The 13,202-nt window shown below is 40.0% G+C and carries 14 protein-coding genes; 8 read left to right on the forward strand and 6 right to left on the reverse strand.

Going from position 1 to position 13,202, the window contains the following annotated elements; genetic code table 11:
- Window positions 1-70: 70 nt before the first annotated feature.
- The 4 genes from QM629_RS00430 to QM629_RS00445 all read right to left on the reverse strand — a co-directional run bounded on the left by QM629_RS00430 (window position 71) and on the right by QM629_RS00445 (window position 5,806).
- Complete coding sequence (locus QM629_RS00430; RefSeq protein WP_415156048.1) at window positions 71-1,465, reverse strand: RagB/SusD family nutrient uptake outer membrane protein; 1,395 nt, start codon at window positions 1,463-1,465, stop codon at window positions 71-73.
- A 54-nt stretch (window positions 1,466-1,519) separates the two neighbouring features.
- Window positions 1,520-4,756 (reverse strand): SusC/RagA family TonB-linked outer membrane protein, encoded by a 3,237-nt coding sequence (locus QM629_RS00435; RefSeq protein WP_415156050.1) that lies wholly within the window; start codon window positions 4,754-4,756, stop codon window positions 1,520-1,522.
- Window position 4,757: 1 nt separating this feature from the next.
- Window positions 4,758-5,345 (reverse strand): TlpA family protein disulfide reductase, encoded by a 588-nt coding sequence (locus QM629_RS00440; RefSeq protein WP_415156052.1) that lies wholly within the window; start codon window positions 5,343-5,345, stop codon window positions 4,758-4,760.
- Window positions 5,346-5,545: 200 nt separating this feature from the next.
- On the reverse strand, window positions 5,546-5,806 hold the full coding sequence (locus QM629_RS00445; RefSeq protein ID WP_415156055.1) for a hypothetical protein: 261 nt from the start codon (window positions 5,804-5,806) through the stop codon (window positions 5,546-5,548).
- A 155-nt stretch (window positions 5,807-5,961) separates the two neighbouring features.
- Between QM629_RS00445 and QM629_RS00450 the strand changes: the two genes are divergently transcribed.
- The 8 genes from QM629_RS00450 (at window position 5,962) to QM629_RS00485 (ending at window position 10,994) form a co-directional block, all read left to right on the forward strand.
- On the forward strand, window positions 5,962-6,345 hold the full coding sequence (locus QM629_RS00450; RefSeq protein WP_415156057.1) for a helix-turn-helix domain-containing protein: 384 nt from the start codon (window positions 5,962-5,964) through the stop codon (window positions 6,343-6,345).
- Window positions 6,346-6,351: 6 nt separating this feature from the next.
- A complete protein-coding gene (locus tag QM629_RS00455; protein WP_415156059.1) occupies window positions 6,352-6,741 on the forward strand; it encodes a helix-turn-helix domain-containing protein in 390 nt (129 codons plus the stop codon).
- Between the two features lie 17 nt (window positions 6,742-6,758).
- On the forward strand, window positions 6,759-7,121 hold the full coding sequence (locus tag QM629_RS00460; RefSeq protein ID WP_415156060.1) for a helix-turn-helix domain-containing protein: 363 nt from the start codon (window positions 6,759-6,761) through the stop codon (window positions 7,119-7,121).
- 65 nt (window positions 7,122-7,186) lie between these two features.
- Entirely contained in the window at window positions 7,187-8,122 is a 936-nt protein-coding gene (locus QM629_RS00465) for a DNA cytosine methyltransferase (protein WP_415156061.1), read from the forward strand.
- A 13-nt stretch (window positions 8,123-8,135) separates the two neighbouring features.
- Entirely contained in the window at window positions 8,136-9,293 is a 1,158-nt protein-coding gene (locus tag QM629_RS00470) for a hypothetical protein (protein ID WP_415156063.1), read from the forward strand.
- On the forward strand, window positions 9,283-10,242 hold the full coding sequence (locus QM629_RS00475) for a hypothetical protein (protein WP_415156065.1): 960 nt from the start codon (window positions 9,283-9,285) through the stop codon (window positions 10,240-10,242). Before QM629_RS00470 ends, QM629_RS00475 begins: the two co-directional genes overlap by 11 nt.
- The gene (locus tag QM629_RS00480; protein WP_415156067.1) at window positions 10,239-10,646 is read left to right on the forward strand and encodes a very short patch repair endonuclease; all 408 of its coding nucleotides are present in this window, start codon (window positions 10,239-10,241) and stop codon (window positions 10,644-10,646) included. Before QM629_RS00475 ends, QM629_RS00480 begins: the two co-directional genes overlap by 4 nt.
- Before the next feature lie 126 nt (window positions 10,647-10,772).
- A complete protein-coding gene (locus tag QM629_RS00485; RefSeq protein ID WP_415156069.1) occupies window positions 10,773-10,994 on the forward strand; it encodes a hypothetical protein in 222 nt (73 codons plus the stop codon).
- 102 nt (window positions 10,995-11,096) lie between these two features.
- Here the strand turns inward: QM629_RS00485 and QM629_RS00490 are convergent, their stop codons facing one another.
- Window positions 11,097-12,464 carry a hypothetical protein gene (locus tag QM629_RS00490; RefSeq protein WP_415156071.1) on the reverse strand — a complete coding sequence of 456 codons (1,368 nt, stop codon included), beginning with the start codon at window positions 12,462-12,464 and terminating at the stop codon, window positions 11,097-11,099.
- 312 nt (window positions 12,465-12,776) lie between these two features.
- On the reverse strand, window positions 12,777-13,202 hold a 426-nt coding region (locus QM629_RS00495), incomplete at its 5' end, for a PD-(D/E)XK nuclease family transposase (protein ID WP_415156073.1).

Consider the following 13,202-nt stretch of genomic DNA (forward strand, 5'->3'; position numbering starts at 1 on the left):
GTTTTTTGCTTTAAACAAAAGAGGCTGTCAAAACCATAAACAGCCTCTTTACTTCACAGGTATCAGTGGTCTAATTCTGGGCTATACCTGTTATATCAATTATATCTTTTGGCAATGGCAATGCATAATAAGATGCATCAGGTGCCAGGGTATATACCTTTCCATCTATTATGCGCTTAAGTGTGATATCCCTACCCTCTTTGTTCAATCGTTTTATATCCATCCAGCGGAGGCCTCGAAATAAGAGTTCCTTTCTCCTTTCCAGTAAAATCCGGTCTAATATACTGTCTCCCGATGCCATTGAAAGTGGTGAGTATGTACCGGTTTTATAGCGGTTTTCCAGCAACCTGTTGAGGTCGGATAATGCAGTTTCAGCATCACCGGTACGTATTGCGCATTCTGCCCTCATTAACAGCATTTCGGCCGTGGTAAGCCCTGTAAAACAAAGGCTGCTTTGGGCATAGCTGCCTTTATACAAATAATAATTCCCCGATTGCGCAAAACAGGCAATTTTACGTAAATCGCTACTGTCATATGTGTTAATCAATGACGAATCCACCCTGCCCCTTGGTGTAACGATTAGGCTGAAAGTGCCGCTTGCATTCATTTCGGTATAGAAAACCGTTTCCTTATTAAATTTTTTAAAAGGATAATAGTCTGTTAATGTCCCTATATCTTCATCTCCGTTTAAATCCATCAAGTCATTTTTTAAAAGCAAAGCCATGTTTGCATATTTATAAGCACTGTCATATATGCGCATTGACAAATAAGCTCTCGATAGCAACCCATAAGCTGCACATTTTGAAGGCCTGTACGAATGAAGCGGCAAGTCAGGCAATAAATCGGCAGCCACTTTTGTGTCTGTAATAACCTGATTATAACTTTCGCGTACGCTGCTTCTTACAGAAGGTTCATTGTAATTGGAAGTAAGCCGCAATACAATTCCCTTATCGGTATCAGCACTGCTCTCATCATAGGCCTTTGAGAAAGTCCAGTCCAGCATTAAAAAATAATAAGACCTGAAAAAAAGGGCACTTCCCTTAACATTATCCCAGGCTTCTGCATTTTCACTGTTCCGCCCTATATCTCCGATAGCGTCCAGGCAATAATTTGCATTATATACCGGAACATAACATATTGACCAGTCGTTGGGGTAAGTATAATCATACGGCATCCAAATATATGCCTGTTGCTGCCAGGAGCTCAGATTAGCGTACTGTTCCGGCAAACAGAAATAGTCGTCTGCTGATGCTTCGCCGAAAGATGGTGTCCGCTTAACGTTCATCGTTCCTGAAGCATCATCTAATAACGCTTGTAGGTCAGTTAATGAAGTAGGTGTAGTAATTGTATTACTATATTTTTTATCAAGGTATTTTTTGCAGGAAATTAATCCGCATGTCAGCATGGTTACCAGGATGCCAATACCGATAGTACGATTACCGATAAAATCTTTTATGTGTTTCATTATTTTATAAATGGTTGTTGTTATAATTTTTTTCCAAACCATAAATGCCTGCAATTAAAAATTGCTCCTCAGCCCGATAGTGAACTGCAGTTGCGGACTGTAAGAATCTGGATAGTCCGGATCAAGATGGTATTTATTGGCCCGCCATATAATACCCAGGTTTGCAGCGTTTAAATACACCTCCGTATTTCTGAAAAAGTTTTCTGCCTTTTTACTGCTTAGGCTATAAGACAGGTTGATATAAAGAAACCGTATGTGGTCTGCTTTGGCCACCTGAATTTCTGCGTTTCGGTAAAAAGCATCCCTGTTAGAAAATTGGGTATAATCCGTATAAACAAATGCAGGCACATTTGTATGCTGCTCATCGCCCGGTTGCTGCCAGCGTTTGTTATAGTCTGCATGGCCTATACCACCATTTATAAGGTCGCCGGAGCTAAATGAGGTTTTCTTAAAATAATAGCCAAACCGGTAAACAATATTAAAAGATAGTGCCAGCCTCTTCCACCTTAGTTCATTAATAAGTGAACCAAAGAATTTCGGCGACGATGTGCCCGCAAAAACAATGCTGCCGCTGCCTAAGCCTGCAGAATCAATACTATTATTAATAGCCTGGTAATCTGTGCTTAGTTTACCATTTAAATAACCTTGCGGATCTCCTTCACTGTTCAGGCCGCCCCATTTATAGGCGGTAATGCCATATAACGGCATGCCCACTACCGGCACTATCTGACTTCCATCCAGTAAGGAATAAACACCCTGGGCTTCTTCTGCAAAGTATTTTGTGGTTTTGCTGGTATTATAGTTAAAAATGTAAGTTGTTTGCCATTTCAGCTTACTCTTGTTTAGATTCGTTGAAGTAATATTTATGTCAATACCCCTGCCAAGCATATTCGCCGTATTGGTAGTTATGGTTCCGCTATAACCCCAGGTGGTATAATCATACAGGGTTTCGCCATAAAGGTCTGTACCTTTTTTAAGATAGTATTCCAAAGAACCGTTGATAATATTACCTGCCGTTTTAAAATCAACACCTATATTTATCTGTCTCGATTTCTCCCACTTCAGGTCAGGATTGTTGAGATTGCTGATTCGCTGTACCGGAAAATTTGTAACCGAATTGGTAAGTGCGCTGCTTATGGGCAATGCCGTTTTTCTTGTGTCAACGTTGCCGCTGTACCCGAAACTCGCCCGCAGTTTCAAAAAGGGTATTACCTGAAAATTATAAAAAGGTTCATCAGACATTTCCCAGCCTGCACCTGCCGACCACAATGGATTCCATTTATCGTTGGTATTGGCGCCGAACACATTCGAAGCATCCTTACGCCCGCTAAGGCTTATGCTGTACCTGTTATTAAATTTGTATAGTGCATTGGAAAAAAAGCTTACAAAGCGGTTTACAATTTTTGTCCCCGTACCGGGCGCCCCCGGTATATACTGATAGCTCCCGTCCACTAGGGTTTGATAAGCCGTGGCATAATTTACAGTACCAACAGATAAGGGGTCTTCCTGATAGCCATACACGGTAAAGCTTCCGGCATCACTGTTAGTTACCTGGCGCATTTCGGCACCGGCTATTGCCGATAACAAATGCCTGCCCCAGCCTTTATTATAATTCAATTGCCCTCTCAGGTTGGTTGATACGATATTAGCGCCGGAATGAGCCAGCACATCGCCCTTGGGTATATTATATACATCCGTTGAATTATCTGTTCCCAATACAGTAAACCTGTTTATAAGATCGCGGGCATAGTAGCTCTCCACTTCGGCTTTACGTTCCGTTATGCTCCATTGTTTTTGATACTGGTAATAAGCAGATGCTGTGAATCCCTGGCAGGGTGACCAGTTCAGGTTGATACGGCCGGTTATATCCTGTAAATCCACCGTTGTATAATCTTGCCTGTAATCATCTGCGGGATAATAATACCAATCCAGCAGCCGGCCACCGCCAACAGTATCAATAAACTCCTGTCTGTATTTTGCAATACCGGCAGCGCTACCATCGTCATTTTTAAACACCATATAAGGCACATACCTGCTGCCTTGAGTGGTAAGCGTAATATAATCAGGGGCCCCGGTAGTAGAACGGTTGCTTGTATAAAATACCCCCGTGTTTACTGTAAGGCTTCTGGATAGTTTTAAGCTGTTTTCAAAACGCAGGTTAACTTTGTATGACGTGGATTTATCAGTGCTCTGCACATTGTTATAATTGCCGGCAAGCAGCCAGGCTGTATTGTTGCTGCCGCCGCTGAAACTTAATGAATACTGTTGTGTAATACCGGGCTGCTCAAATACGTCGCGATATTGCGCTGCAGCATCCTGCTGCTTTAACTGCTGCAACTGCTGTTCACCTTCCGTTTGTGTTATCTGGCCTGTTTTTACTTTTTGCAGCAGGGAAACCACAGGTGTAAGGACAGGATGGCTGGATGTGTTGTTAATAGTGGCGTCAAAATAGCCCTTGTCAAAAAGGTATTGCTCTATATCAATATAATCGCTTACTGCCATCTTGCTACGGGGCAGGTCGCCCGGCTTGGGCGCAGCGGTAATCGTTACGCTGCTGTTGAAAGAGATTTGTGTTTTCTGGTTAAACCTGCCCTTTTTTGTTGTTATAACAATAACGCCGTTACCTGCCCTTGCTCCCCATATACTTGCAGCTGAAGCGTCTTTAAGAATTGTAATGCTTTCAACATCATTTGGATTAATGTTGTTAATATCGCCCTCATACGGAAATTCATCCAATATAATCAACGGGCTTACGGGGCCGTTAATGGTACTTAAACCCCTTATAGACATATCATTGGCCTCGCTGCCTGAACTTGTTCGTTTGTTCACATTAAACAACAAACCATTAGTTACACCATTTAGGCGTTGTAAAATGTTGGTACCGGTTTGTTCGTTCAGCATCCTGGTATTCACTACCGTAACAGCACCATTCACCTCGTTTGGCTTTAATAGCTGGTAACCGGTATTTACCATAACCTGTTCCAGCATGCTTTCTTCTGGCGTAAGCATCACCCGGCCTATGCCGCCTCCTTTTACTATGGCAAAAGTGCCCAGGGCATAACCTATATAGGAAATAAAGAGCGTATCAGGTAATTTGGAAAGGTTCATTGAGAAAAGGCCTGTTTCGCTGCTTCGGGTAACAATACCGGTGTTATTCGACCTTACCGTTGCGCCTGCAAGCGGTTGCCCATTTTGCCTGCTTATAACAGTGCCGTTTACAGGGGTCTGTGTGTGCGCAGTTGCTGTAATAAGAAGATAGCTGCACAGCAGTATGATAGAGTATTTTTCCATGTCAGTTTGGTTTTTGAGTTTTGTAATCTTTTTTAAAATAGTTGCTGTACACCTCATCATGCATCAGGCTGGTTATATAAGCAGTAATAATGTCTTTCGAAATAAATGAAGCAGATGTTTGCGCCAGCAGTATATTATCAGGAGCCAACCAGGCATAACTCGGTTTGCTTGCCTGCCTCAGGTATTGTTGTATTACTGTGTCTGCCGTAACAATCGGAATAGAAAATTTCCGTTTGTTTCTTTCCTCCCATTTTTTAAGAAATGATTGCACAGTACCGGGCGCTTCCGTTGTTACCATAATCACCTGCAGGCTGCCGTTAAATGCATGCTGCAGTGAATCAAGTTTGGGAAAAGCATGTATGCAGGGTATGCATGATGTAAGCCAAAAATCGAACAATATAAGGCGTGTACGGTTGCCTTGCAATTCAGACAACTTTGCCATTGGCTTGCTATAATTGATAATATTCTGAAGTGTAATATCCGGCAGCCTGCCATTAATATTTAATGGTTGTATTTTGGTTATTTGCCCTTGCAGCCTGCTATATGCACATAACAATAGCAGGGCCGCAATGCATGTTTTAAATTTCATTGCAGTTAAGAATTTGTATAGTTAGAAATAATAGGAATGCTAACAGGAATTTAGCGGGATGGCAAGGCGTAAAGTATAGGGGGAAACGGTAACTGAAATGGCTGTTTTGCAAAGCAAAACGCGCAAGAAAAGCTTTAAACACTATATACCTTGCGCGTTAAGCCTCTTTATTAATCCTTATAAATCACGCCTTGAAAATTCTATATAGGATTTTTTGGTTTTTTCGCAAACTGTGTTTTAAGCAGCATAAGGCCTTCTGCCGTAAGGTGTTTACAAAAGCGGGTTGCCTGCCACGAATAGTTTCGCAGATGCCATTTTATTTTGCCAGGAAAGGATAGCTTTTTGTAAGCTTTTTTGCAGGCTATTTCATGCATTATGCAGTTATATATAGCAGTACCTATCTCTTGTTTTGAGTGACCTTTTGCAAGTAAATCTTCGTATAAGTTTTCTTCTTTTGGCATATGAGAGAAATCTAAGATTGAATCAGTGATTTAACTAATTAATCATCTGGCAAAATGCTTAATGTTCCATTAGGTAAAAAAAATATTACTGCTTTGAGTAGAAGTTTCGCTGCGGGTATAAGAAGTTTTACTATTTTTGATAAAACAAATTTGATATGAAAATTGGAGAAAATATAAGAGCTTTTAGAGAGGCGGAAGGAAAGAGTGCCGAAATGCTGGCAACCGCTTTAAACATCAGTATTGAGGAGTATCGAAATATTGAAAATGAAATAACAGATATAACTGTTAAACAACTAAAGGTGATCTCTAATGTTTTGTCTGTGGCAATTACAGATCTCATCGAAATGGAAGAACGTTTTGGTCAAATTAAAAATTATTTCTACAACCACCCTGGCAATAGTAGCACTAACATACACACGCAGGGTATTGACCAAGAAGAAATACGGAAGGGTTATAAGGAATTATATGCGGAAGAATTAAACAGAATTCCAAAGCTCGAAAAATTGCTTCGTGAAAATAATATCACTTTTAATTTTTGACAAATAATGCGAGTTGGTGATAATATAAAGGAAATTCGAATGGTCGAAAGAAATCTAAAAAGCAGCTTTGTAGCAAGACAGTTACATATTTCTACTCGAGCATATACAAATATTGAGAACAATTTAACCGATATTACTTTAAATCGGTTAGAAGAAATTGCTCGTATTCTTGAATGTAGCCCCCTTTATATTTTAAATTATAAACAAGCAAAAAGAGATTTTTATAATCATTTCCATAATAACAATGGTAATCAGGGAATAAATATCATGCACCAAGGAAGTGATATTCAAGATTTAGTCTCTGTACAAAAATTAAAAGATGAGCTTCTTGAAAGTGAAAGAAAACGGATAGATTTGTTAGAAAGACTATTGAAAAAAAACAATATTGATTTTTAATAAAATTAAAAATTATCATGAAAATCGGAGATAACATTCGTGACATTAGAGAAAAAGAAAAAAACCTGAAGCAAGAAGATGTTGCTAAGGCTTTGGGTATTTCATCAAAAGCATATAGCAACATTGAAAACAATGTATCAGATATAACACTAACACGCTTAACCGAACTTGCTGAAATTTTTGGGGTTTCCCCCGAGTATATTTTGACATATAAAGAGAAATCAACCTTTACGAATCATTTCAATAATTACGATGGAAACAATGGCGTCAATATAATGTATCAAGGTTGCGGTGAAACGAAAAATTTAGAGCAGCAATTGAAAGAGAGTAAGGAGAAACTGCAAACGTTAAAGGCGAATATTAAAGCCAAGAGTAATTAAACAGAGACATAAACTAGTGATTTATTTACATTGCGATATGTAAAATGTTTCTTTAAAAAATAATTATGCCAACTGCAGTTTCTTTGTTTAGCGGATGTGGGGGGTCAGATTTTGGGCTTCATCAGGCAGGTTTTGAAGTGCTCATGGCCAATGATAAGCTTGGCTATGCATCAGAAGTTTATAAGCATAATTTACCTGCTACAGATTTTAAGGCATGCGATATATCAACTATAACATCTTTTCCAAACTCTGATATTTTAGTTGGATGTTATCCTTGCCAGGGTTTCAGCCAGGGCGGTGTTAGGGATCCCAATAGAAAAATCAATTATTTATATCGCGAATTTGACCGTGCATTACGTACAATACGGCCTAAAGCTTTTATAGTGGAAAACGTATCCGGAATGAGCCGTGCTAATTTTGGGCATTTGCTTAAGAATCAGATTACGCGTTTCAGGATGGCAGGATATAAAGTAAAATGGGATATTCTAAATGCCGCTGAATATGGCGTTGCACAAGAACGTAAACGGATTTTTATAGTTGGAATCAGGTCTAATATCCAGGCTGAATATTTTTTCCCGTTTCCAACACATGGCCCAAAATCAAATCAACCGTACACAACCCAAATGAATGTAATTTCAGATTTGCCTGTTTGGCCAGAAGGTGAATTTTGTGCCCAGGACTTTCACTGGTATTACTTATCCAGAAACCGGCGAAGGAATTGGAACGAGCCTTCAAAAACAATTGTAAGCAATATGAGGCATATGCCGCTTCACCCTAATAGCCCGGAATTAAAAAAAATTGGAAATGATGCGTGGGCCTTCATTTCTAATGAACCAGCAAGGAGGCTATCGTACAGGGAGGCAGCACGGTTGCAAGGATTTGATCGGCATTTTACTTTTCCAGATACGGCCTCGTTGACTATGAAATATAAAGTAATCGGCAACGCAGTTCCGCCACCGCTTTTTAATGCTGTTGCGAGCGCACTTCCTAATATTTGGTAAAATCAATAAGATTATGGCTAAAACTGTTGTGCAAAATATTCCAACGGGCGGGAATCAAAGCCGGGAATATTTGAATAAACTTTTATTAGATAAGGATAACCCAAGATTTGGTGACCTTGAAAAAAATTCCAGCCAGGCAGATATACTAGACCATATCGTAGAAAAATTTGGAGTGGATGATGTATTAAGCTCATTGGCTGTAAATGGTTATTTTGATGCCGAGCCTCTTGTTTGCAAAAAAGGCCCTGACGACAATTTTACAGTAGCTGAAGGTAACAGAAGGCTTGCTGCCTGTTTAATAATAACCGGAGATGAAAGGGCATCAAGGCAAAAAAAAAGAACTGCTGATTACCAAAGAATATGGAAAGAACATGGGCAAAAACCAATTGACCCTATACCTGTAATTATTTTTGGGGAAGCCGATGAAAACAAAGCCCTTTTATCATATTTAGGAGTTCGGCATATTGCTTCTTCGCAGCCATGGGATTCTTATGCAAAAGCCTATTGGGTTGCAAAAGTTGTTGAAGAAAATAATATTTCTTTAAATGACATCGCATTAATGATTGGCTCTGACCAGCAAACTATTAATCATTTGCTTGAAGGATACTATTTTATAGACCAGCTAACTGAAACAGGCCACTTTGTACCTTCTGACAGTGTAAGAAAGGGAAGGGGCAGTGTTACTGATTATCCTTTTTCCTGGGTTTATACCATGCTGGGTTATAGCAGCACAAGGAAGTTTTTAGATATGCCGGACAAAACCCCAGTAAAAAATCCTATAGATAATAAAAACCTTCCGAAAGCAGAGCTGGTTGTAAAAACGATGTTTGGCGACAGGTCTAAAGGAAGGAACTCTGCAATAACTGATTCCAGGCAGTTGGGAGAATTAGCTTTGGCTTTGGCTGACCCTGAAAAGGTTACTATGTTAGAACAGGGCAAAACTGTTGAAGAAATTACCAGGCTTACCAGGCCAATTGATGACCGGTTACGTTTAGGATTGGCGCAAGTGAGGGAAATACAAAGTGACCTTGTGGCCGGAATGGCTGAACAAAATATACCTATTGGCATTGCCGCTCCTTTAATAGGTTTAGCAAACAGGAATAGAAAAACTGCGCATGAAATTGAAAAAAGCTTAAAGGCTATAGTAAACCCTGAAGAAGATGATAATTGATCCTTACAAAAATCGAAATCCCGAGCAGAGAATTATTAAAGACGCTGATCAAACAGAGGTAAATGCAATGCTTCGTGGTTCAGTGTTGTTTGATGCTGGATTGTATGATGACCGCGTATCAGGCGCAATGGATGATTTTGACCCAGAAGACCGAACAGTAACGCAACGATGGCACCAAGAAGATTTGAAATATGAAACGGCTTCCGGAGAAATTTATGAAGAAATAGAAAGAAGGTATAAGCTTTTAGGTGAATCATATCCCTTTGAAATTAACGGAAGCCAATTAATTTATCGGTCGAGCCAAACTAATTATTATGAATTTTGTTTAGCTATTTCTACTTCGCCTACAATTACTGCCGGTGATTATGTTAATCTTCCAAGGGTGTTCGAAAGAACGTGCACACTACTTGCCGAGCTATATTTAGGCAATGATAGTGATTCAGTGCATGTTGGTTCGCCAAGAGATGAAGAAATAGGTACCACCTTTTTTAAAGCAATGCAAAAGGTTAATGAATTAACCGGAGAATGGGTCTGGAATGCTATCGAAGATTTTGGAAAACAACCACAAACAACCGGTGATGAAGGGCTAGACTTTATAGTTTGGAAAAATACTCCAGATGGAAGAAAGGGTAAAGTTTTTATTATTGGCCAATGTGCCTGCGGTGACGACTGGACCACCAAATTTAATGATTTAACAATTGATAAAATTAGCAAATGGTTTCATCCACTATCTTATGTCAAACATCCTATTAGAGCATTTGCTACGCCGTACCACTTATCAAATATGAATCTTGTTAATGCACAAAATGATGCGGGATTAGTGTTTGATAGGGCTCGTTTAACCAAATTAGCTGAACAATTCTCACAAAATATAGAATTACAAGGCTGGCGCCCTAAAATTGATGAACTAATTAAACTGGTTATGCCAACAATGCAATTGCAGCTATGAATGAAGAGCAGCGCAGTTACATAATGTCTAAGATTAGAAGCAAGGGAACGAAGCCAGAGATTGCTGTGCGAAAATTTTTACATGCAAAAGGGTTTCGGTTCCGGCTGCATAATAAAAATTTACCAGGAAAGCCGGACCTTGTATTGCCAAAATATAAGGCTACTATTTTTGTTCATGGTTGTTTTTGGCATCATCATTCTCATAATTGCAAGATAGCCCATATACCAAAAACCCGGCAAGATTACTGGATACCCAAAATCCAAAAAAATATTAATAGATTTAGAAATCAGGAAAAGGAGTTGGCAATACTTGGCTATAAGGTGATTGTGGTTTGGGAATGCGAAATAAAAAATAAGTTTGATAAAACGATGGAAAATGTAATAAGTGCATTGTTGCAAAGTTAACTTTGTATTTTTCCAATTTTAACTGTTAACATCCATGCTCGGCGTAGTCCTCAAGACCACGTCGTAGTATTGCCAAATCTTGGATTTGAATTTGCTATCCAGTTTAAACAAACTTTACGCTGAATTATGATAAAAAATCCCGCCAGTCTTGGCGGGATTTTTTTAACCCTAAACCTTAAAGGGCTAAGATACGAGAAATATCGTTTTTCAAAAATTGAGGGTTTCCCTAACAGCGATTCAGAAGCAACAAATTATTTGCTGCTGAACGCCAGGTGTTTCAGTAAGGGCATGAGTGAGCTAAGCGGCGTTGAGTGTATAGCTTCGCCGGCAAGAGGAAAGAGTAAGTAAAATTTATTGGTAAGTAGAATGTATTTTAAAGGAGTTAAAGATATCCTGTTGTAAGGCGCAGGCATATCACCCGAAGCAATGAGGGCTTCTTTATAAAGCTTGTCATCCTGATCGCAGGCGGATTTGGTGTCTTGTGTTTTCAATGCGTTGTATTGTTTGGGTACAAAGGCATTGCCCTCTTATGGCTTCCATCAGTTGCTGCCACAGGTATTTAATGGTCAGCTTTTTGTTTGCAGCCAAAAGGTCCTGTACCATCAGGCTGTGTTCTACAAACTGGTTGATGGTGTGGGCTATTAACAGGCACTGGTAATAGTTTTTTTGAGCGTTAAAACACTTACGGCTAAAAAGGTGCTGCAATTCATAACCACCGTTTTTCATTGTATTAAAGCCCTCGTTTTCTATTTTCCAGCGCATCCGCCCCGCTTTGCTCAGGCGTATGACGGTATCGGCATTTACCTCCATATTGGTAATGCGCACAAAACGGGTAGTAGTTGTTTTGGGTGTGTGGGTATTGCAGATGGTTTCTTTGCAACTGATGTAATGGAACCAGTGTTTTTCGTGTGTAAGATCATTGACCCAATGGTACTGTTGGGTGATGGTTTGGTGTTGGTTATCGCTTTTGGGCTTATGGATAAAGCTGTTGCAGGTGGTGGGCGGGTCATCGGCAAGACAGCGTTGCACACCTGGCAGGTTCCCATCTTTAAGGGTAATAATATACTTCCATCCATACTGCTCACAAACAGACATGATGGGGCTGTTGGCATACAAGGCATCTGCCAGTATACATATGGGCAGGCGCGGAAAGTCTTCTTTTATTTTTACAGCCATTCTTTTAAAGGCTTTGTTTTCGCAGTCCTGTTTATCATATTCAGCCTGTTGTTCATTGGTGATCCATTCCGAAGCTATGGGTAGGCAAAGTCCGCTATGGGTAACCAGCCGGGCTTCCAGTACATGATACTGGAAGCTGACCCCCGTTTTGGATTCCCGTTTCAGCCCGCAACCATACCGGTCGGTGCTGCCACTGAGCACTCCTGAGGCGTCAAAAACTATGGTATAATAGCCTTGTGAGCGATAGCGCTCCAATACTCTTTTTTCAATGAGATGGCGCACAAGAGCCGTTTGTACGCAGGAGAGTTTTTCGGGTGGCAGTTGTTTAAAGAACAACTGAACGCTGTCCTGGTGGGGCAGCCGGCAATGGAATAGTTTTTCAAAATTGGAGGAAAACTCCCGGCTATACTGCCGGTCGTTGTTGATGGCGTTACGGCTTTGCTCTTTAAAACTGAACAGGGCAATGGCTGCCGAAATAATTTCCTGTGGCGTATACACCCTCCGTTTGCGGTGATCCGGCACTGCTGCCAGCAACTTCATTAAACCGGGAAAATGACTGTGGATAACCTTGCGCAACTGGTAGACCAGTTCGGCGCCGTCAGGATGATTTTTTTGCTGTTGATTGCTGTTGTTACTCAGCAAAAAAGCATACCTTTAAAAAATAAGAAAGCCCCGCCTCAAAAATTTACTCAAAAGCGGGGTTTCAAAAAAAAATGAGTAACAAATATAGCGAAGCTACTTTAGCCCGCAAGGGCTTTTTTCTCCCTCTACTGAAATAAAGTTCCAATTAGCCCGAAAAATATTTTTGTAATCACCTCTCAAACCGGCTTCTGGTAAGGAGTTTATTTTAATTCTGAATTGCTGTTCCCTAATAGCTTATATCCCGCATATACATACACAAAAAAAGAAAAAGCTGCTACTAATAAAAGTGCAGCCTTTATTACAAACTATCTTCTATTTTTTCTTCTTTAGAGATGCGCGTACTTTTTTTACAAAGGCAATAGAAACTTCGGCGGCGTTTGCAGCCTGCTCGTCATTAAACCCAAATTTATTTATAAGGTTACGAACAACTTCGGCTTTACCTTCGGCTTTACCTTCGGCTTTACCTTTTTCAATACCCTTTTCCATTCCCTTTTCTTCTGCGGTTTTCAGCACCGAATACTCTGTCCATTTATCCAAAAGGTCTTTTTCGTACAACATATATTCCTCCTTCTTTAAGTTGGCTACTTCAGCAATCTGAAATAGCTTTTGAAAAACTTTCTTATCCAAAATTACAGGAATTTTATTCAATTTCCACATATTGCGCAGTACATACATCCAGCCTTCAAGATCAGTTTTTATTTCATTTTCTTCCAGGTTAAAATTGGGCAGTTCCAAAAA

It is taken from the genome of Parafilimonas sp., from assembly GCF_047606085.1.
Taxonomy (GTDB): domain Bacteria; phylum Bacteroidota; class Bacteroidia; order Chitinophagales; family Chitinophagaceae; genus Parafilimonas.

Coding starts and splice junctions, on each gene's coding strand:
- QM629_RS00465 (WP_415156061.1), top strand. CDS start 7,187: ATGCCAACTGCAGTTTCTTTGTTTAGCGGATGTGGGGGGTCAGATTTT.
- QM629_RS00435 (WP_415156050.1), bottom strand. CDS start 4,756: ATGGAAAAATACTCTATCATACTGCTGTGCAGCTATCTTCTTATTACA.
- QM629_RS00470 (WP_415156063.1), top strand. CDS start 8,136: ATGGCTAAAACTGTTGTGCAAAATATTCCAACGGGCGGGAATCAAAGC.
- QM629_RS00480 (WP_415156067.1), top strand. CDS start 10,239: ATGAATGAAGAGCAGCGCAGTTACATAATGTCTAAGATTAGAAGCAAG.
- QM629_RS00455 (WP_415156059.1), top strand. CDS start 6,352: ATGCGAGTTGGTGATAATATAAAGGAAATTCGAATGGTCGAAAGAAAT.
- QM629_RS00485 (WP_415156069.1), top strand. CDS start 10,773: ATGATAAAAAATCCCGCCAGTCTTGGCGGGATTTTTTTAACCCTAAAC.
- QM629_RS00445 (WP_415156055.1), bottom strand. CDS start 5,806: ATGCCAAAAGAAGAAAACTTATACGAAGATTTACTTGCAAAAGGTCAC.
- QM629_RS00430 (WP_415156048.1), bottom strand. CDS start 1,465: ATGAAACACATAAAAGATTTTATCGGTAATCGTACTATCGGTATTGGC.
- QM629_RS00450 (WP_415156057.1), top strand. CDS start 5,962: ATGAAAATTGGAGAAAATATAAGAGCTTTTAGAGAGGCGGAAGGAAAG.
- QM629_RS00475 (WP_415156065.1), top strand. CDS start 9,283: ATGATAATTGATCCTTACAAAAATCGAAATCCCGAGCAGAGAATTATT.
- QM629_RS00460 (WP_415156060.1), top strand. CDS start 6,759: ATGAAAATCGGAGATAACATTCGTGACATTAGAGAAAAAGAAAAAAAC.
- QM629_RS00440 (WP_415156052.1), bottom strand. CDS start 5,345: ATGAAATTTAAAACATGCATTGCGGCCCTGCTATTGTTATGTGCATAT.